The organism is Geodermatophilus sp. FMUSA9-8 (assembly GCF_037034165.1).
Lineage (GTDB): Bacteria > Actinomycetota > Actinomycetes > Mycobacteriales > Geodermatophilaceae > Geodermatophilus > Geodermatophilus nigrescens.
The window spans coordinates 1-17991 of the sequence record NZ_JBAGKE010000008.1 but is presented as its reverse complement, the minus strand read 5'-3'; the positions used below and the strand labels follow the sequence as shown (position 1 = coordinate 17991).

General features: G+C 74.1%; 20 protein-coding genes and 1 pseudogene. 15 read left to right on the top strand and 6 right to left on the bottom strand.

Annotated elements, in window-relative coordinates; translation table 11 throughout:
- Window positions 1-488 precede the first annotated feature (488 nt).
- From WA616_RS16560 to WA616_RS16540, 5 genes are all read left to right on the top strand, one after another.
- Entirely contained in the window at window positions 489-1133 is a 645-nt protein-coding gene (locus WA616_RS16560) for a DsbA family protein (protein ID WP_336031521.1), read from the top strand.
- On the top strand, window positions 1114-1794 hold the full coding sequence (locus WA616_RS16555; protein ID WP_336031518.1) for a vitamin K epoxide reductase family protein: 681 nt from the start codon (window positions 1114-1116) through the stop codon (window positions 1792-1794). Before WA616_RS16560 ends, WA616_RS16555 begins: the two co-directional genes overlap by 20 nt.
- On the top strand, window positions 1787-2404 hold the full coding sequence (locus tag WA616_RS16550; protein ID WP_336031515.1) for a TlpA family protein disulfide reductase: 618 nt from the start codon (window positions 1787-1789) through the stop codon (window positions 2402-2404). The genes WA616_RS16555 and WA616_RS16550 overlap by 8 nt, the downstream gene beginning before the upstream one ends.
- On the top strand, window positions 2401-3276 hold the full coding sequence (locus tag WA616_RS16545; RefSeq protein WP_336031513.1) for a cytochrome c biogenesis CcdA family protein: 876 nt from the start codon (window positions 2401-2403) through the stop codon (window positions 3274-3276). The genes WA616_RS16550 and WA616_RS16545 overlap by 4 nt, the downstream gene beginning before the upstream one ends.
- 199 nt (window positions 3277-3475) lie before the next feature.
- Window positions 3476-4078: a M23 family metallopeptidase gene (locus WA616_RS16540; RefSeq protein WP_336031511.1), complete on the top strand. Its 603-nt coding sequence runs from the start codon at window positions 3476-3478 to the stop codon at window positions 4076-4078.
- A 36-nt stretch (window positions 4079-4114) separates the two neighbouring features.
- Here WA616_RS16540 and WA616_RS16535 read toward each other — a convergent pair whose 3' ends face one another.
- Window positions 4115-4525, bottom strand: coding sequence for a metalloprotease (locus WA616_RS16535; protein WP_336031509.1), 411 nt, complete (start codon window positions 4523-4525; stop codon window positions 4115-4117).
- A 77-nt stretch (window positions 4526-4602) separates the two neighbouring features.
- On the opposite strand from WA616_RS16535, the gene WA616_RS16530 reads away from it, so the two are divergent.
- The 5 genes from WA616_RS16530 to WA616_RS16510 all read left to right on the top strand — a co-directional run bounded on the left by WA616_RS16530 (window position 4603) and on the right by WA616_RS16510 (window position 8292).
- Window positions 4603-5280: an SCO family protein gene (locus WA616_RS16530; RefSeq protein ID WP_336031507.1), complete on the top strand. Its 678-nt coding sequence runs from the start codon at window positions 4603-4605 to the stop codon at window positions 5278-5280.
- A gap of 44 nt (window positions 5281-5324) precedes the next feature.
- Window positions 5325-6263 (top strand): cytochrome c oxidase assembly protein, encoded by a 939-nt coding sequence (locus WA616_RS16525; RefSeq protein ID WP_336031506.1) that lies wholly within the window; start codon window positions 5325-5327, stop codon window positions 6261-6263.
- Between the two features lie 102 nt (window positions 6264-6365).
- On the top strand, window positions 6366-6734 hold the full coding sequence (locus WA616_RS16520; protein ID WP_336031912.1) for an ArsR/SmtB family transcription factor: 369 nt from the start codon (window positions 6366-6368) through the stop codon (window positions 6732-6734).
- Window positions 6731-7360, top strand: coding sequence for a methyltransferase family protein (locus WA616_RS16515; protein WP_336031504.1), 630 nt, complete (start codon window positions 6731-6733; stop codon window positions 7358-7360). Before WA616_RS16520 ends, WA616_RS16515 begins: the two co-directional genes overlap by 4 nt.
- Window positions 7357-8292, top strand: a complete 936-nt coding sequence (locus tag WA616_RS16510; protein ID WP_336031501.1) for a cation diffusion facilitator family transporter — start codon at window positions 7357-7359, stop codon at window positions 8290-8292. Before WA616_RS16515 ends, WA616_RS16510 begins: the two co-directional genes overlap by 4 nt.
- Window positions 8293-8412: 120 nt before the next feature.
- On the opposite strand, the gene WA616_RS16505 is transcribed toward WA616_RS16510, so the two are convergent.
- From WA616_RS16505 to WA616_RS16495, 3 genes are read right to left on the bottom strand one after another with little or no spacing between them, the layout of a single operon-like run.
- Window positions 8413-8895 (bottom strand): plastocyanin/azurin family copper-binding protein, encoded by a 483-nt coding sequence (locus tag WA616_RS16505; protein WP_336031499.1) that lies wholly within the window; start codon window positions 8893-8895, stop codon window positions 8413-8415.
- A gap of 11 nt (window positions 8896-8906) precedes the next feature.
- Complete coding sequence (locus tag WA616_RS16500; RefSeq protein WP_336031498.1) at window positions 8907-9851, bottom strand: M56 family metallopeptidase; 945 nt, start codon at window positions 9849-9851, stop codon at window positions 8907-8909.
- Window positions 9848-10234 (bottom strand): BlaI/MecI/CopY family transcriptional regulator, encoded by a 387-nt coding sequence (locus WA616_RS16495; protein ID WP_336031497.1) that lies wholly within the window; start codon window positions 10232-10234, stop codon window positions 9848-9850. The genes WA616_RS16500 and WA616_RS16495 overlap by 4 nt, the downstream gene beginning before the upstream one ends.
- A gap of 248 nt (window positions 10235-10482) precedes the next feature.
- Between WA616_RS16495 and WA616_RS16490 the strand changes: the two genes are divergently transcribed.
- A complete protein-coding gene (locus tag WA616_RS16490; RefSeq protein ID WP_336031496.1) occupies window positions 10483-11607 on the top strand; it encodes a hypothetical protein in 1125 nt (374 codons plus the stop codon).
- A 207-nt stretch (window positions 11608-11814) separates the two neighbouring features.
- On the opposite strand, the gene WA616_RS16485 is transcribed toward WA616_RS16490, so the two are convergent.
- Window positions 11815-12597, bottom strand: a complete 783-nt coding sequence (locus tag WA616_RS16485; protein WP_336031494.1) for an STAS domain-containing protein — start codon at window positions 12595-12597, stop codon at window positions 11815-11817.
- A 240-nt stretch (window positions 12598-12837) separates the two neighbouring features.
- Window positions 12838-13491, bottom strand: coding sequence for a DUF3105 domain-containing protein (locus WA616_RS16480; protein WP_336031493.1), 654 nt, complete (start codon window positions 13489-13491; stop codon window positions 12838-12840).
- Window positions 13492-14063: 572 nt separating this feature from the next.
- On the opposite strand from WA616_RS16480, the gene resB reads away from it, so the two are divergent.
- The 4 genes and pseudogenes from resB to WA616_RS16460 all read left to right on the top strand — a co-directional run.
- A complete protein-coding gene (resB, locus tag WA616_RS16475; protein WP_336031491.1) occupies window positions 14064-15677 on the top strand; it encodes a cytochrome c biogenesis protein ResB in 1614 nt (537 codons plus the stop codon).
- A 60-nt stretch (window positions 15678-15737) separates the two neighbouring features.
- Complete coding sequence (locus tag WA616_RS16470; RefSeq protein WP_336031490.1) at window positions 15738-16346, top strand: TlpA family protein disulfide reductase; 609 nt, start codon at window positions 15738-15740, stop codon at window positions 16344-16346.
- A 480-nt stretch (window positions 16347-16826) separates the two neighbouring features.
- Complete coding sequence (locus WA616_RS16465) at window positions 16827-17273, top strand: ArsR/SmtB family transcription factor (RefSeq protein WP_336031487.1); 447 nt, start codon at window positions 16827-16829, stop codon at window positions 17271-17273.
- A 178-nt stretch (window positions 17274-17451) separates the two neighbouring features.
- A pseudogene (locus tag WA616_RS16460) lies at window positions 17452-17991 on the top strand (cadmium-transporting ATPase); the annotation flags it as partial.

The following is a 17991-nucleotide window of genomic DNA, read 5'->3' as shown; positions in this document are numbered from 1 at the left end:
CAGGGTCCTCCCGCCGCGGTGGAGGACCCGTCTGCGCGGTACGGCGCGGACGAGGGGGGCGGCCCCGCGGTGGCGGGACGGTGCGCTGCGGTGACCATCAGGCGTGCAGCGGACGGCGGCCCGGGCCGGCGGTCGCCCTGCCCAGGGGGCGCGGACGAGCAGCGACCCCGACCCCGCTGATGTCCACGGCCACGCTCCCCGTCACCCGCGGCCGTCGCCGACCACCCACTCCTACGGTCAATCGTAGAGGCCGCGGATCCACCCTCCGGAACCGACCGGCCACCGAGCGAGCCGTGCCGGCGCGGGGCCGCGACACTCCGGTCGCACGGCTCGCACCTGCGCGCGGTCGGACGCGTTCCCGCGACCGTCTTGTAGCCTTCTCCTAAGCCGTGTCGTAGCCACCGGTGGCCCCTGCGCCGGAGGGCGGTGTGACCCGCCGCCTTGGCGTCCGCCGGCCGCCGGCCGGCCGACCCACCAGGGAGAAGCGCGTGAGCACCAACCTCAAGATCTCGGCCGCCCTCGTGGCGACGTTCGTCGTGGGCATCGCCGTGCTGCTCGGCGTGAACAGCGGCGGAGGGGCGGAGTCCAGCACCGCGTCCGGTGCCACCGTGGTCCGCGAGGACAGCCACCGGCTCTCGACCGCCACGGACGGGCGCGTCACCCTCGTGGAGTTCCTCGACTTCGAGTGCGAGAGCTGCCGGGCGGCCTATCCCTTCATCGAGCAGCTGCGGGAGGACTACGACGGGCGGGTCACCTTCGTCGCCCGCTACTTCCCGATGCCCGGCCACGCCAACGCCGAGAACGCCGCCGTGGCCGTCGAGGCAGCGGCCCAGCAGGGCCGCTTCGAGGACATGTACCACCGGATGTACGAGACCCAGCCCGAGTGGGGCGAGGGCCAGGACTCGCAGGCCGCGCTGTTCCGGACGTTCGCTGCGGACCTCGGCCTGGACCTGGCCGCCTACGACGCCGCGGTCGCCGACCCGGCCACGCTCGAGCGCGTGCTGCGCGACCGGGAGGACGGACTGGCCCTGGGCGTCGAGGGGACCCCGACGTTCTTCCTCAACGGCGAGAAGCTCGACGTCAGCTCGACCGACGAGTTCATCGAGCGCATCGATGCCGCCCTCGCCGGCTGACACCGGGGTCGCCCCCGGGCCGCGGAGGGACCGGGCGCTCCCCGCACGCCGGGACGTCCGCGAACGGCCGGTCCCGGCCGATCGCGCGACGGGGTGGCTGCTGCTGGCCGGCGGGCTGCTCGGGCTCGCGGCGTCCTTCGTGCTGGCTGTCGAGAAGTACGCGCTGCTCGCCGACCCGGCCTACGTGCCCACCTGCAGCCTCAACCCGGTGCTCAGCTGCGGCTCGGTGATGAGCAGCCCGCAGGCCGAGCTGTTCGGCTTCCCCAATCCGCTGCTGGGCGTCGCCAGCTTCCCGGTCGTCGTCGTGACCGGCGCGCTGCTGCTGGCCGGGACGCGACTGCCGGGCTGGTTCTGGGCGGGCCTGCAGGTCGGCGTCACCGCGGCCGTCGCGCTCGTGCACTGGCTGATCGTCAGCAGCCTCTACCGCATCGGTGCCCTGTGCCCGTACTGCATGGTGGTCTGGGCGGTGACGATCCCCCTCTTCTGGTACGTGACCCTGCGCAACCTGGCGGCGGTGCAGCACCGGCTGCCGCCAGGGCTGCGCCGGACCGCGGCCGCGGTGCGCGCCGGTCACGGGATCGCGCTGACCGCCTGGTTCCTGCTCATCACCGCCGCCATCGCCGAGCGGTTCTGGCTGTACTGGAGCACCCTCGTTGCCTGACCTCGCGCGCCGTTCGACCTCGATGCTCTGCGCGATCGCCGTCGCGCTGCTCCTGCTGGGCTGCTCGTCAGGCGGTGAGCGCAGCGGCAGCGGCAGCACGTCGGACGCCGCGACCTTCGACTTCGCCGGCAACACCCCACTGGGAGAGCTCGTGCCCGTCGAGCGACGCCAGACCGCGCCCGCGTTCGGCGGCGAGCTCCTCGACGGCACGGCGTTCGAGTCCGCCTCCCTGGCCGGGGACATCACCGTGCTGAACTTCTGGGGCTCGTGGTGCGCCCCCTGCCGCGTCGAGACCCCGGAGTTCCAGTCCGTCCACGCCGACGTGGCCGACCTCGGGGTCCGCTTCCTGGGCGTCGACGTGAAGGACCAGCGGCAGCTGGCCCAGGCCTTCGTCGACGCCAACGGCGTGGGGTATCCCTCGCTGTTCGATCCCCGCGGCGAGGTGGCGCTGGCCTTCCGGGGATTCCCGGCCAACGTGGTCCCCAGCACGATCCTGCTCGACCGCGCCGGCCGGGTCGCCGCCGTCTACGTCGCCGTCGTCCCCGAGGCCGACCTGCGCCGCGCGCTGGACCAGCTGCTGGCCGAGACCCCCGAGGACGCCCCCCGGTGAGCGGCCTCGGGGAGTCCTTCGCCGCCGTCGTGAGCGACGGCTCGCTCCTGCTCGCCGGGGGTGTCGCCGCCCTGGTGGGCTTGATCAGCTTCGCCTCGCCCTGTGTGCTGCCACTGGTCCCCGGCTATCTCGCCTACGTCGCCGGGCTGACCGGAGCGCAGGCCACGGTGCCCACCGGCCCGGCGCCCGAGGGCACGGCGCCCGAGGGCACGGCGCCCGAGGGCGGCGCCGCAGCGGGCACCGGGCCGGGCGGCCGGACCGCGACAGCGGTCGCCACGGCTCCCCAGCGGCGCCGGGTGGTCGCCGGAGCGCTGCTGTTCGTGCTGGGCTTCACCGCCGTCTTCGTGTCCTTCGGGGCGCTCTTCGGCGGCCTGGGGCGCCTGATGCTCGAGTGGGCACCCCTGCTCACCCGCCTGATGGGGATCGTCACGATCCTCATGGGTCTGACCTTCCTGGGCGGCCTGCACTGGCTGCAGCGGGAGCGCCGGATCACCCGGCGCCCGCCGGCCGGCCTGGCCGGCGCTCCGCTGCTGGGTGTGGTCTTCGGCCTGGGCTGGACGCCCTGCCTGGGACCGACGCTGTCCGCGGTGAACACCCTCGCCTACTCCGAGGCGTCGGCGGCTCGCGGTGCCGTGCTGGGGCTGGCCTACTGCCTGGGGCTCGGCGTCCCGTTCCTCTTGGTGGCGCTGGGTGCACGGCGGGCGCTGACCTTCTCCGCCCTCGCCCGGCGGCACGCCCGCACGGTGATGCGGGCCGGCGGCGTCCTCCTGATCGTCCTCGGGGTGCTGCTGGTGACCGGCTGGTGGGAGATGGTGATGCTCTGGCTGCGCGCCTGGTTGGCCAGCACGGGGCTCGGCTCCTCGGTCGTGTGACTCGGTCGACACGCCAACTACTAAGCACCTTAGGTATCGGGGTGGTCACGGTGTGCTGTCATGAGGGGGCACATCCGGCGTGACGGTGAGGACGGCAGTGACCCCACGGCAGGACCGCCCGGCGAGGCTCCGGATCAGCAGGCCTCCCCTGCTCCGCCAGCGGCCGCGGCTGCTCCTCAGCGCCGTGGTGGTGGGCGCGGTGGCCAGCAGCCTGTGGGAGGGCAGCCTGGGCATGGGGTCACCGATCGCCCACGCCCACGAGCCGGCCTCCCAGGCGGTGTACACCGGCTACGGTACGCAGGACGTCCTGGCCGAGCCGGATGCACGCCCCCAGATCGCGGATGCCGAGATCGCGGCCCGCCTCGGCGAGCTCGCCGCCTCCCGGGCGGCCCGGGAGGAGGCGGCGCGGCCGGACGCGGTGATGCCGGTGGACGGGCGCGTCACCAGCGGGTACGGCGCCCGGTGGGGCACCACGCACTACGGCCTGGACATCGCCGCGCCGATGCTCACCCCCGAGTACGCCGCAGCCGACGGTGTGGTGCTGCGCGCCGGCGCCGCGAGCGGCTTCGGACTGGCGGTCTACATCCTGCACGACAACGGCGACGTGACCGTGTACGGCCACATGGAGGAGATCACCGTCGAGGCCGGTCAGCAGGTCCGCGCCGGGGACACCATCGCACTGCTCGGCAACCGGGGTCAGTCGACCGGCCCGCACCTGCACTTCGAGGTCTTCCGGGGCGGCCTCGACGGCCGCCGGGTGGATCCCGCCGGCTGGCTGCGGGAGCGCGGCGTGGACATCTGAACGACACCGCCCCGGCACGACCGTCGGACACGGCCGTCAGGAGTCCCGCTGTCGCAGCACCCTCTCGTTGAGCTCGGCCAGGTGGGCGTTGTACGCGGCGAGCTCGGGATCCCCGGAGGTGTCGATCCGCGGCCGCTGGTAGAGCAGCACCGCAGTACCCGGCTCGTCGGCGTCCGGATCCCGCGTGACCTCGACCTGCATCATCCGGACGTAGTACCAGACGCCCATGAGGCCGAAGACGGGCCACTGGAGCGCGTAGGACAGGTTCAGCGGCGACCAGTCGTTCAGCCGCGCCCGCTCCCACTGCCACCACCCCAGTCGGAGCGTGATGAGGAACAGCAGGACGACGACCAGGTGCATGAGCAGGTAGCCCGGTCGCAGGAGCCGGGACCACAGCGCCGCCGGCGCCTCCGCCGGGCCTGGCGCCTGATCGGCGTTCGCACTCATTCCGTCGCCCTCTCCTCGACCGTGCACGGATGCGGACCGCCCTCCGGTGGCCGGCGCACGCGGCCTAGACTACTAACGTGCTTAGTCGAAACATGTTCGGGCGGCGGCTCTCCGCGCTCGCAGTCCTGGTGATCGCCACGTCACTGGCGGGCTGCGCCGGCGCGGACGGCAGCGGGCACGAGGGCCACGCGACAGGCTCCTCCGGCTCCGCCGCCGCCGAGGTCTCTCCCTCCGCCGACGGGGGACCGTTCGCCGGCCGGGAACTGCCCGAGCCCCGGCCGCGGCCGGAGTTCGCCCTGACCTCCCAGGACGGAGCCGCGTTCGACTTCGCCGCGGAGACCGGCGGGCAGCCGACGCTGCTCTTCTTCGGCTACGCCAACTGTCCCGACGTCTGCCCGACGACGATGGCCGACGTGGCCATCGCGCTGCGGTCGGTGCCCGAGGACGTCGCCGCCCGCACCCGCGTCGTCTTCGTCACCACCGACCCGGCGCGCGACACCCCCGAGTTCCTCGGTGAGTACCTGGCGCGCTTCGACGGGGACCTGCCCACCCGTTTCGTCGGGCTCACCGGCAGCCAGGCCGACGTGGAGGCGGCGCAGGCCGCGGCGGAGGTCCCGCTCGCCGAGGGCGAGGGGACCATGCACGCCACCAGCCTGCTGCTCTACGGGGCCGACGACACCGCACGGGTGATGTTCTCGGCCGGGGACACCGCACAGGAGATCGCCGAGGACCTGCAGGTGGTCGCCCGGTCCTGACCGGCACCCGGACCCGCCCCGCGATCGAGCACCGAGGCGACGACATGATGTGGATGCCGGAACAGCCACCGACCCTGCTCCGCCTGCTGACTCCTCAGCTGGACGCGACGTCGGTCTTCCCCGCCGTCGCGCTATTGGGCCTGGTGGCCTACCTGGCCGGCGTCCGGGCCCTGCACGTCCGGCGCCGAGGGTGGCCCTGGTACCGGACGGCGAGCTTCACGGCCGGCATCGGGACCGTGCTCCTGGTGACCGGCACCCAGGTGATGGGGTACGGGATGACCCTCTTCTCGGTGCACATGCTGCAGAAGCTGGTCCTCAGCGTCCTGTCCGCGATGCTGATCATGCTGGGCGCCCCGGTCAGCCTGGCCATCCGGACCCTGCCGCGCCGCGGGATCGGCGCCGGATGCCGGCGGCTGCTGCTGGGCCTGCTGCGCAGCCGCGCCACCCGGGTGCTGGCCCATCCGGCCGTGACGACGGCGGTCTTCATCGGCAGCCTCTACGGCATCTACTTCACCCCTCTGTTCGACGTGCTCATGCGCAGCGCCACCGGCAACGTGGCGATGCTGACGCTCTTCCTGGGCACCGGCCTGCTGGCCTTCGGCGGGGCGTTCGCCATCGGCCCATGGCCCCACCGGGCCTCTCCCCCCGTCCGGCTGATCGAACTGATGGTCCCCGGGCCGCTGCACGCCTTCTTCGCCGTCGCGGTGATGATGGCCAACCGACCCCTGGTGCAGACGTTCACGCACCCGCCGCAGAGCTGGGGCGTCGACGTCATGACCGACCAGCTGGCGGCCGGCAACATCGTGTGGGGCTTCGGGGAGGTGCCGACCATCGCCGCCGCCGTGGTCATCTTCGCCCAGTGGGTCGGCGCCAACCGGCGGCAGACCGATGCCGCCGACGCCCGCGCGGACGCCGAACGCGACGCCTACAACGCCCGCCTCGAGCAGCTGGCCACCCGGGCCCAGGCGCCGGACCGCCGGTGAGCGCAGCGGCCGTCCGGCGGCGACCCACTCAGTGGGAGCCCGGCGCCACGACGCTTGTACAGCTTGCGCTGAATTCAGCTTCGGCTGTACAAAGAGGGCGTGATGCCCGTCGTCCACGCCGAGGTCCTGGCCCGCTTCGGCCACGCCCTGTCCGATCCCACCCGCACCCGGCTGCTGCTGGCCCTCCTCCGGGGTCCCGGCTATCCCGGCGAGCTCGCCGAACTGCTGGGCGTCACCCGGCAGAACCTCTCCAACCACCTGTCCTGCCTGCGTGGCTGCGGCCTGGTCGTCGCGGTGCCCGAGGGACGCCGGTCGCGCTACGAGCTGGCCGACCCGCGGCTGGCGCACGCCTTGGAGGACCTGCTGGGCGTCGTGCTGGCCGTGGACCCCGGCGCCTGCTCGCCCACGACCGCCGCGGGGTCGCCCCCCGCGGGCCGCACGCGCCGCGCGACCGGGAGCGCCGCGTCATGACCGTCGTCGCTGCGACCCTCTACCTGGTCGGCCTCGCCGTCATCTTCGGCCTGCGCACCTGGCTGCAGATCCGGCGGACGGGCAGCTCGGGCTTCCACGGCATCTCCGGGCGGCCGGGATCGCTGCGGTGGACGGCCGGCGTCCTGTTCGTCCTCGCACTGGTCCTCGGCGCGGCCGCCCTGGTGCTGGCCGCCGTCGGCGCCGTGCCGCCTCCCGCAGGCGGCGGCGCCTCCATCCTCGCCGTGGCTGGAGCGGCGGTCGCCGTCCTCGGTTTCGCCGGTGTCCTGGCGGCGCAGGCCGCGATGGGCAGCTCGTGGCGGATCGGCGTCGACGAGTCCGAGCGCACCGCGCTGGTGACGGGCGGCGTCTTCGCCCTCGTCCGCAACCCCATCTTCACGGCCATGGTCACCGCCCAGGCCGGGATGACGCTGGTGGTCCCCACCTGGCTGTCGGTGACGGCGCTGCTGTGCCTCATCGCCGCCGTGGAGCTACAGGTCCGCCTCATTGAGGAGCCCTACTTGCTGCAGACACACGGCCCGGCCTACGCCGACTACGCCTCATCGACCGGACGGTTCCTCCCCGGCGTCGGCCGGTCGCGCAACGCGGGCTCGGTGACGGCGCCGTGAGCGGGGACCACACCCACGGACACGGGCCGTCCGCGGCGGATCCGGCACAGCGCCGACGCCGGCTCGCCATCGTGCTGGCCCTCACCTCGACCGTCCTGGTCATCGAGGTGATCGGGGCCCTCGTCACCGGCAGCCTGGCGCTGCTGGCCGACGCGGGGCACATGCTCACCGACTCCGCCGGGCTGGCGATCGCCCTCGTCGCGGCGACACTGGCGATGCGGCCGGCGACCGACCGGCGCACCTGGGGTTACCGGCGAGCGGAGGTCCTCGGCGCGACCCTGCAGGCGGCCGCACTGCTGGCCGTCGGGATCTACATCCTCGTCGAGGGCATCCGCCGGCTGTTCGAACCGCCGGAGATCGCGTCGACGGCCGTCCTCGTCTTCGGCGTCGTGGGCCTGATCGCGAACGTCATCGGGATCCTGATCCTGGTGCGGGGCGGGCGGAGCAGCAACGTCAACATGCGCGCGGCCTTCCTCGAGGTGCTCAACGACACCCTCGGCTCCGTCGCCGTCCTCGTCGCGGCCGCGGTCATCGCCCTCACCGGCTGGCAGCAGGCCGACGCGCTGGCGTCGCTGTTCATCGCGGTCCTCATCGTGCCGCGCACCCTGAAGCTGCTGCGTGAGACGGTCTCGGTCCTCCTCGAGAGCACTCCTCCGGGACTCGACCTCGACGACGTCCGCCGGCACCTGCTCGCCCTGCCGCACGTCCAGGAGGTGCACGACCTGCACGCCTCGCAGATCACCAGCGAGCTGCCCGTGCTGTCGGCGCACGTGGTCGTCGAGGACTCGTGCTTCTTCGACGGGCACGCGCCCCAGGTCCTCGACCAGCTGCAGGCGTGCCTGGCCGAGCACTTCACCGTGAGCGTGGAGCACTCGACCTTCCAGCTGGAGAGTCCCGCGCACACCTCCCACGAAGTGACCGCGCACGACTAGCACCGCCGACGTCCGGGGCCGCAGTCGCACTCCCGGCCGGCCGCAACGGCGGCTGCGCAGGCGCCGGCCGCGTTCCCGGTCCGCCTCCGCCCCGGTGCACGGCACCGGCCGCGGGTCGGGTCAGGACTGCCGAACGGTCATCGTGCCGATCTGACCGAGCGCGACGTGGAAGGAGCACTCGTACTGGTAGTCACCGGGCCGGTCGACGGCGAACTCGATGGTCTCACTGGCCGCGGGGCCGAGGATCGGGATCTCCTCCTCGATCGGCGCGGGGCCGGCCCCCGGGGTGAACCGGATGTTGTGGGTCAGGGACTCGGCCTCGCTGGTCAGGGTCAGCCGGACCCGTCCCGCCCCGACCTCGAACGCGTCCGGGATGAAGACGTAGTCGTCCCGCACCAGCAGCGTGACCTCCTGGACGCCGTCCGCGCCCGTGGTGACCGTGCCGGCCGAGTCCGCCGCGGACGAGCCCGCCTGGGTGTCGGAGTCTCCGCCGCACGCCGACAGCGCCACCGCCCCGAGGCCGGCCAGGCCGCCGAGCAGCACGGCGCGCCGCGAGACGCCGGCACCCTCGCCGGGAACCCCGACGGGACGAGCGGTGGGCACGCCCGCCCGCCTCAGATGCTGCACAGGTCGCTGAGCGCGGCGCTCAGCGCCGGATAGCCGGCGAGCAACAGCGGCGCCGCCACGATCGCCAGTGCCGCGCCCGCGCCGAGCCGGTGACGCCAGGCGGTCATCGGCGGTTCCGGCGCCAGCAGGCGGGTGACCCGCAGCGCCGCTGCGCTCTGCGCCATGGCGAGCGCGGCAGCCGGTGCCCGCATCTCGGCCAGGCTGACGATCGCCGAGGCGAGGCTGACCCGGTCGACCGCCTCGAGGGCGGCGTCGTCGGCGAGCAGCTCGATCAGCTCGCGGGTCTGCACCGCGGCCACCGCGAACAGCGGGACCCGCGGAAACGCCTGCGAGAGGATCTCCGACAGCGCCACGGCGAGGTTGTGCCGCCCGTGCAGATGCGCCGCCTCATGGGCCAGGACCCCGTCGAGCTCCCGTCGCGACAGGCAGTCCAGGGCCCCCCGGGAGATCACGATGTGGCTGGTGCGGCCGGGCACGCAGAAGGCAGCCGGCGCCGCGGCCTCGAGGACCACCAGCCCGCCCGGGGACGCACCCGCGTCGGCGACGAGGTCCAGGGAGCGGTGGAGGTCGCGCCGGCTGCGCCAGCCACCGACCAGCACGCGCGCGGCGCAGACCAGAAGCCACACCGGGATGACCCCGGCCAGGACTGTGCCCAGCAGCCGGCCGGGCAGGAACTCCGGCGTGGCGTAGGCCGTCGCGATGCTGACCGCGCAGGCGTGCACGATCGCGCCGAGATCATCGGCGAGTGCCGTGATGGGGATGAGGGAGGTGACGCCCGCCAGCACCACCGCGGCCACCGCGGCCACGGTGAGGGCCTGCCAGGTGAGGATGGCCAGGCGCGGCGCCTGGCGCGTCCACCGGGCGGCGGCCAGCCGCGGACCGAGCACGAGCAGGACCACCCCGATGGCCAGCAGGGCGAGGCTGGCGATCATCCGGCATCGCCCGACGGGGAGTCGCTCCGGCGCCGCGCCGCCTCCACCGCGGACCTCAACTGGGCCACGCTGGTGGAGTCCAGGTCGGCGACGAAGTGCATGAGCACCTCCTGACGGTCGCCGGCCTCGGCGAGGACGTCCTGCAGCAGCGCGGCCGTGTGTTCGGCCCTGCTCCGCACGGGCCGGTAGAGCCAGGCGCGCCCGCTCATCTCCCGGTCCAGCTGGCCCTTGCGGTGGAGGTTGTCCATCACCGTCATCACGGTGGTGTAGGCCAGCTTCCTCGACGTACTCAGCGACGCGAGGACGTCCCGCACCGTCGCCGGCTCACCGCGACTCCACAGCTCGCGCATGATGGCCGCCTCGAGCTCCCCGAACGGTCGCATGGACCCACCCTTCTCGCCGGCCGATACGCGGTCCCGCGACGACGAGCATCGCATCCGCCGGTCCCCACGGCGGCGACCCGAGACGTTCGCCACCCTCACTACTACCCAGACTAGAAGATGGGCGGTCGATGCTGCGCCCGGCCTGCCCCACTCGGGGCCCGCCCGCGGGCGAGGACCGTGCCGGGACACCGCTCGGGTACTGCGGTGAGGCTCCCGCTCAGCCACGGCGGGTGACCTACCGTGGACGGATGCCCACGCCACGCAGCGGGCGCGGCGCCACCCGCCGCCTGCCGGCGGTACTCCTGGCCGCCCGCCGCCTGTCGGCGGTCCTCCTGGCCGCCGTCGCCGCCGTGCTGATGAGCGCCACCCCGGCGTCCGCCCACACCGACCGGGGCGTCGCGGGCAGCGACTACGACGGCCGGGTGCTCGGCACGTCGGCACCCCTGCCCGGGGTGAGCGTCCGCGTGACCGAGTTCGGCGACAGCCTCGAGCTGCTCAACGGCTCCTCGTCCACGGTCACCGTCTACGGCTACTCCGACGAGGAGTACCTGCGCATCGGCCCCGACGGCGTCTGGCGCAACGCCAACAGCCCGGCCACCTACATCAACATCCGCCGCGACGGCGCCGTCGACCTCCCCGCACGGGCCGATTCCAACGCGGTCCCCGCCTGGGAGCAGGTCTCGACCCGGCCCGAGTACTCCTGGCACGACCACCGCACGCACTGGATGTCGCCGACCCCGCCCCCCCGGGTGGTGGCGGCACCCGAGCAGGAGCACACGATCTTCGCGTGGGCGGTGCCGCTGGCCCTCGACGGCGCCCCCGTGGTGGTCACCGGCGAGCTGACGTGGTCCCCTCCGCCCCGGGGCACCGTGTGGTGGCCGCTGTACGCGCTGATCGTGCTCGCCGGGGCGCTCGCCGGCTTCCGCGCCCGGACTCCGCGGCCGCTGGCCGTCCTGCTCGCGCTGTCGACGACGGCCGCGGTGTGGCACCTGGTGGCGACACCGCAGTCCGGCCTGACGACGCTCGACCGCGCCCTGGCCTTCGGGCAGGCATCCCTCCCGACGCTGGTGATCGGCGCGGTCACGGTGCTCGCGGTGCGGTCGGCCTGGCGCGGCAACGGCCTGCTGGCCGGGATCCTGGCGGCGCTGATCGGCTTCATGCACCTGGTCCAGGGCCTCCCGGACATGGACGTCCTGTGGAGCGCCAACGTGATCACCGGCGGGCCCACGGTGCTGGCACGGGTCTCGGTCGCGCTGCTCATCCTCGGCGGGCTCGGGCTGATGGCCGGGGCGGCCGGAGCGGTGCGCCGTTTCCGCCCCCAGCTGGAGGAGGTCCCGACTCCTCCGGCGGTCGCGCCGGTCGCCACTGGTTGACCGGACGCGACGCACGGACGACGACGCAGCGTCCCTCCTGGCCACCGTCCTCGCCGGGACCCGCAGGCTGCAGGGTCGGGCGGGGAGGTGGTCTCGAGCGGGTCGCCGTGCTCGAGGACCTCTGCACCCCGCGACCCGGCCGGATTGCCGGACCGGCCCGGGCGCTGGGGTGGCGGCGCGGCGTCACCGACGGCGAGGGGCAGCGGCTCACTCCTCCCGGCGGAACTCCTCCCTCAGCGCCATCACGCCCAGCATCTCGTCGAAGTAGGGGTTGTCTCCCCGCACGACCGCGGGCCGGCCGCTCCGCGTGAGCGCCCGGGCCCAGCGCTTGAGCATCGGGAAGGCGGTCGCGTCGATGAAGGTCAGCCGAGTCACATCGACGGCGACGACGCCCAGCTGCGCCAGGTCGCCGGCCCGCTGCAGCCGTCGCACCACCGCGGCGGTGACCTCGCTGCGCAGATGCAGGACCGGGCCATCCGGCTCGTCGTCGATCGCGCTGGACAGCAGGGGGTCCTCGTTGACCTGACGGACGTGGTCGGGCAGCTTGGCCAGCTCGGCGTCGACGGTCCGCCCCATCATCTTCTCCAGCGACCGCCGCAGCAGGGCCCGCATGATCCTGCCGCCGCCCGTGGCCTCGTGGGTCACGGTCACCGCGACATCGGTGGCGCCCGGCCCCCCGTCGGCCAGCTCGAAGACGGTGTGCCAGGTCTCCTGGGGCCGTTGGAGCCGCGTGCCGATACGACGCCGGGCCCGGTACTCCACGACCTCGCCGCGCACCGCGCCGGGCGGCGGCGGCGCGCCCTCGAGCCGGCCGCCGACGCACACGAACTGCGTGCCCTGACCGATGCGCTCGGCTCCGTCCTCCTCCACGGTCCCGGAGAAGACGTAGGAGACGTCGCACACCGGGCAGTAGGCCAGCGGTGCCGTCAGGGCCCGCCAGACCTGGTATCGAGGGAAGGGGATGCGTCGTTCACCCGAGGCGGTCGTCATCCTGTTCCTCGCACTCGCCGGTCCCGGGTCACCACCCGCGTACTAGCAAGCCTAGTAGCCCCTCGGTCGATGATCTGCGGCGGTCGACGGTCGAACGGGTCACACCCGCTGCACACGTCGCGCGCCGTCGCCACGACGGCCGACCCGTCCGGGGCGCGAAGCCGACGGGGCCCTGTCGGCCTGGACAGAAGCCGTGAGATGCAGTCGCAGGCCGGCGCGGTAGACGCCGGAGAACAGCCGTCACCCGCCGGCGCGGCCGGCATCGCCGACCACGAGGGGCGAGGTGATGAATGTCGGGTTCTCGCACGTCGCACCGGGTTCGGGGGTGTTCTCCGGGTTGAAGGTGAGAAAGTCGGCCGCCTGCCCGAGCCGGGGGTCGGTGGCCGAGTCCAGCGTCAGCTGGGTGTTCCAGGACTGCAGGCTGATGGGAGCCCCCAGCCCCGGTCGGGGAGAGAGCATCAGCCCGGCCCGGCCGTCGACCAGTTCGCTCAGCGTGGCGACGTCCTCCTCGGACACCCGGTCCGGGTCGTAGGTGATCCACACCCCGCCGTGCTCGAGCGAGTGGACGGCGTTCTCGTTGCGGATGTCGACGGAGTAGACCGTGCCGGTGCAGTCGGCCCACTCGGCGTCGTGCTCGCCACCCACCGGCGGCGACTCCTGGTAGGTGACCGGGGTGGCGACGTGCCCCTGACCGTTCGCATAGTCGTAGACCCGGGCTCCCGCGATCTGTTCCACCGCGGTGACCCGGTCCGCATCCGCCTTGTTGACCTGGACGACGGCGTATCCGATGGCGGCGGTCGCGAAGACGACCACCGCGACGGCGGCCGCGATGAGCCCCCACGGCCGCTGCCTGGTGACGACCTGCGTCGGCGGCCGGGTGCGCCGACCTCCCACGCCACCCCGGGTCGCGGCCGGCCGCGGTCCCCCCTTGGTCGCGGAAGCCTGGCTCGACCGCCGACGGGCTCCGCGGGCGTCGTCGGTCCGGGGGTCGTCGGTCACGGATCTCCTCGGCGGTGCGGGCGGATGTCGCTCGGGCGGGGAGAACCGCCCTACTAAGGGCCATAGTGCCATCCCCGCCGAACCCTGGCGGGTGGCCGCACCGAGCCGGCCACTGGGGAGGGGGCTGCCAGAACAGGGGCCGAGGCGCCGAGCGGCCGCGGTCGGCACCGACCGGGCATGGATCCCTCCGGCGCTGGACGGTGGCGCCCTGGACACCAGGGCACCCGCGGAGCGCCGTGCGCCCATCCGGCCCCCACGCCGGCCGGCAGTGCGCCGACGGCGACGCCGGGGCCTGCACGACCCGCCGGACGACACCCCGGGGCAGGCCTCTACTACAGCGCCTCGTACTCTCCTCAGGTGGCCACCGGCGCAGCAGGTCAGCGCGAAGGAGTCGCCGTGAACACGACCTCGACGGTCCGGTCGCGCCCGGCGGCACCTGCCCGGACCGAGGACGTGCGGGGCGCGTCGTGACCGACGTGCAGGAGCGCCCGACCGCGCCGCCGGTCAGACCGTCGCAGGATCCGCTGCCGCACCGGGCAGGACGGTGGCTGCTGCGCCGCTGGCGGTGGCTGACGAGCATGCGGACGGCGGTGGTGCTGCTCTTCCTGCTGGCCGTGGCGGCCGTGCCCGGATCGCTGTTCCCGCAGCGGTCGCTGACCCCCAGCGCGGTGACGCGGTACTTCCAGGAGAACCCGGAGCTCGCCCCCGTCCTCGACCGGCTGGGGATGTTCGACGTCTTCGCCAGCCCGTGGTTCTCGGCCGTCTACCTCTTGCTGTTCCTCTCCCTGATCGGCTGCCTGGTACCCCGCTGCGTCGAGCACCTCCGGGCCCTGCGCTCCGATCCGCCTCCCGTTCCGCGCCATCTGCACCGGCTCCCGGTCCACACCACCGCCGAGGCGCCGCTGGCCGCGGACCCCCTGGCCGCCCGGATCGAGGCCGACCTGCGGTCGGCGCGGTTCCGGGTGTCCCGCCGCGACACCGCCGCCGGCGTGGAGCTCTCGGCCGAGCGGGGCCGGGTGAAGGAGACCGGCAACCTCGTCTTCCACCTCTCGCTGCTGGCGCTGCTGGCCGCACTCGCCGGCGGGAAGCTGTGGGGCTACGAGGGCAGCATCCTGGTCACCGAGGGCGACGGGTTCTGCAACTCCTTCCAGCAGTACGACCGCTACGTCGCAGGACCGCTGGTCGACCAGGACACCCTCACGCCCCTGTGCTTCGACCTGCAGGACTTCCGCGCCACGTACGAGCCCAACGGCACGCCGGCGTCGTTCACCGCCGACATCGGCGTCCAGGACGCGCCCGGGGCGCCCGCCAGGTCGACGACGATCGGGGTCAACGACCCCTTCCGCTCCGACGGCGACCGCCTGTACGTCACCGGCCACGGCTTCACGCCGCTGTTCACCGTGACCCTTCCCGACGGTCAGGTCTTCGAGCAGCTGTCGGCGCCGTTCCTGCCCCGGGACAGCACCACCTTCGCCAGTGAGGGCGCGGTGAAGGTGCCCGACCTCGGCGACGGGTCCGGGGACGGCTTCGCCCTCGAGGGCTTCTTCGCCCCGACCGGCCTGGTCCGGAACGGCGTCCTCACGTCACTGGACGCCCGCCCGCTCAACCCGCAGGTCGCCGTCATCGGCTACCGCGGCTACCTAGGACTGGACAGCGGCAATCCCCAGTCGGTGTTCACGCTCGACCAGCGCCAGATCGACGTCGGAGCACTCAACCGGGTCGGCGAGGCCAACCTGGGCGTCGGGCAGAGCGCGACGTTCGACGACGGCACGGTCGTGCGCTTCGACGGGTACCGGGAGTTCGCGGCCCTGCAGGTCTCGCACGACCCCGGCCAGGTCGGGGTCCTCATCAGCGCCATCACCATGCTGCTCGGGCTCATGGTCACCCTGCTGGTGCGCCGGGAACGCGTCTTCGCCCGCATCACCCAGGCGCCGGCGGCCGACCCCGGCGACGGCCGGTCGGCGACGGTGTCGCTGGCGGGCCTCGCCCGGGGCGGCAGCGGCGGGCACCACGAACGGTTCGGCGCACTGTTCACCGGCCTGCTCGGCAACAGCCGGCCCGGACGCGCCGGCGACGCCTGAGCCGTGCCCTTCCACCTGTCCCCACGCACCGGTCCGGCCCGGGTCGCACGGCCGGCTCCGGTGACCGCCCGCCGGCCCCGGATCCGCCGGGCGGTCGCGGCGCTCCTGGTCGCCGTCGCGCTGAGCGCCTGCGGAAGCGAGCCGCCGGCCCCGGCCCGGGATGCCGGCGCTCCTGTGGTCGCGGTGCCCGACGCCGTGGCCGGCTGCGAGGCCTTCGCCGCCGACGGCGTCACGACCGGCGGCGCGGACGGCCTGCCGGCCCTGCGTCTGCCGTGCCTGACCGGCGGCGGGGACGTGGCGCTGGCCGATCTCGGCGGCCGGCCGGCCCTGGTCAACCTGTGGGCGAGCTGGTGCGGGCCCTGCCGGGAGGAGCTGCCGCTGCTGCAGGCGGCCCACGACCGCTACGGCGACCGGGTCGGCTTCCTGGGGGTCAACACCGAGGACACCCGCCCGGCCGCGGTCTCGCTGCTGACCGACCTGGGCGTGACCTACGCGCAGGTGGTCGACGAGGACAAGGCGCTGATGACCGCGCTGGCCGTTCCCGGGCTGCCGGTCACCCTCGCCGTCGCCGCCGACGGTCGCGTGGTGGACCGCCAGGTCGGAGAGGTGTCGGCGGAACGGCTCGAGGAGCTCGCGTCCCGGCTGGCGGCCGACGCCGGCGTGCCGTGACCCGCCGTGGGGAGCACAGCGAGACGGTCCCCGGGCACTGCGGACGCAGCTGACGGTGTCGCGCCGGAACGACCGGCGACGGGGCGCCGCCGTCCGGTGAGCTATCGGGCCTCGGGTGACGCGCGGTCGCGCCGGGTTCGACGACTGCGCGTCTCCTCACCGGCGGGTTCCCCTCGAGATCGGCACCGCCCGCTCCCGGGTGCCGGCGCGGACCGTGCCGCTGGACCCCTCCCGCCGCCGATGCCGAGGGTTCTGCGGCTTCCGCTGACGCATCGACCCGGTCGGGTCCACGCCCACCGGAGCATCCCCTCCGTCGGCCGCCGCGACCACGCGCGGATGGCGTGCCGGCGGATCCCGGGTTGCTTCCGCGACGGCCGGTCCGGGACGACCGGATCTCCCAGCACGACGCACCAACGACTGTTGGGATGTTGTAGCGTCAAGGCGGTAGTTCTCGCACCCGTCGTCGCCGGAGGAGCACCCGTGGGCCCTGATCGCTGCGACCTGTTGTGCCTCGACCTCCCCCACGCCGAGGAGGTCCGGGCGGCGTTGCCGCCGCTCGACGCGGCGCAGGCCGCCGCCGCCCGGTTCAAGGCCCTGGGCGATCCCGTCCGGCTGCGGATCGCGACCGCCCTGCTGACCGGTGGGGAGCTGTGCGTCTGCGACCTGGCCTGGATCTGCGAAGCCAGCCAGAACCTGGTGTCCCACCACGTGCGTGTGCTGCGCACGGCCGGGCTGGCCGCCTCCCGGCGGGAGGGCAAGCTCGTCATGTACCGGCTCACCGACACCGGCCTCTCCATGCTGGCGCCCGCCCGCCCGGCTGACCTCAGCACGCCGAGCACCTCCGGTCCCGCCGACTCCGGCGCCGGGCCAGGGGACACCTCCCCCCTCGACGCGCCGAGCGACACCGCCGCCCTGCAGGAGGCCTGACATGTCCGATCTCTGCTGCGGCGCCGACGACGACCGCCCCCGGGCCCGGCCGGCGCACAGCCGCACAGCCGACCTGCCGGTCCTTCCCCTGAGCCCGCGCCCCCTCGGCGGCCCGGAGCCGACCGGCGATGGCTGCGGCGACGGCTGCGCCTGCTGCGCACCTCCCGCAACACCTCCGGTGGGATCGCCGTGGTCCGCCGCCCCAGGCGGGGACGGGTGCGGGGACCCGACCTGCTCGGCACCCGCACCCGCAGACCACGGCAGCGACGAACCCACCGCGCTGTGGCGGTCCCGGTCGGCACAGCTGGCCGGGCTGGCCGGGGCGCTGTGGCTGGCCTCGGTACTCGTCGGATGGCTGAGCGGGGACGGCCTCGCCTCCGCGGTGCTCGCCGGCGGGGCGGTGCTGGCCGGCGGTCTCACCTTCGTGCCCGGCACCCTGCGGGCCCTGCGGCGCGGCAGGCTCGGCGTCGGCACGCTGATGACCGTCGCGATGCTCGGCGCCATCGCGCTGGGCGCCGTCGGTGAGGCCGCGATGCTGGCGTTCCTCTTCTCCCTGGCCGAGGCACTGGAGGACTACGCGGTCACCCGCACCCGCCGCGGACTGCGGGCACTGCTGGACCTGGTGCCCGCCCGCGCCACGGTGCTGCGCGGGGGCCGCGAACAGGAGATCGACCCCGCCGAGCTCATCCCCGGGGACGTGCTGGTGGTCAAGCCCGGC

What these genes read in the sequence shown, in the direction of transcription:
- WA616_RS16485 (WP_336031494.1), bottom strand. Translation starts at nt 12,597, where the DNA reads ATGACGACCGCCTCGGGTGAACGACGCATCCCCTTCCCTCGATACCAG.
- WA616_RS16525 (WP_336031506.1), top strand. Translation starts at nt 5,325, where the DNA reads ATGATGTGGATGCCGGAACAGCCACCGACCCTGCTCCGCCTGCTGACT.
- WA616_RS16555 (WP_336031518.1), top strand. Translation starts at nt 1,114, where the DNA reads ATGCCGCCCTCGCCGGCTGACACCGGGGTCGCCCCCGGGCCGCGGAGG.
- WA616_RS16500 (WP_336031498.1), bottom strand. Translation starts at nt 9,851, where the DNA reads ATGATCGCCAGCCTCGCCCTGCTGGCCATCGGGGTGGTCCTGCTCGTG.
- WA616_RS16495 (WP_336031497.1), bottom strand. Translation starts at nt 10,234, where the DNA reads ATGCGACCGTTCGGGGAGCTCGAGGCGGCCATCATGCGCGAGCTGTGG.
- WA616_RS16520 (WP_336031912.1), top strand. Translation starts at nt 6,366, where the DNA reads ATGCCCGTCGTCCACGCCGAGGTCCTGGCCCGCTTCGGCCACGCCCTG.
- WA616_RS16535 (WP_336031509.1), bottom strand. Translation starts at nt 4,525, where the DNA reads ATGAGTGCGAACGCCGATCAGGCGCCAGGCCCGGCGGAGGCGCCGGCG.
- WA616_RS16515 (WP_336031504.1), top strand. Translation starts at nt 6,731, where the DNA reads ATGACCGTCGTCGCTGCGACCCTCTACCTGGTCGGCCTCGCCGTCATC.
- WA616_RS16490 (WP_336031496.1), top strand. Translation starts at nt 10,483, where the DNA reads ATGCCCACGCCACGCAGCGGGCGCGGCGCCACCCGCCGCCTGCCGGCG.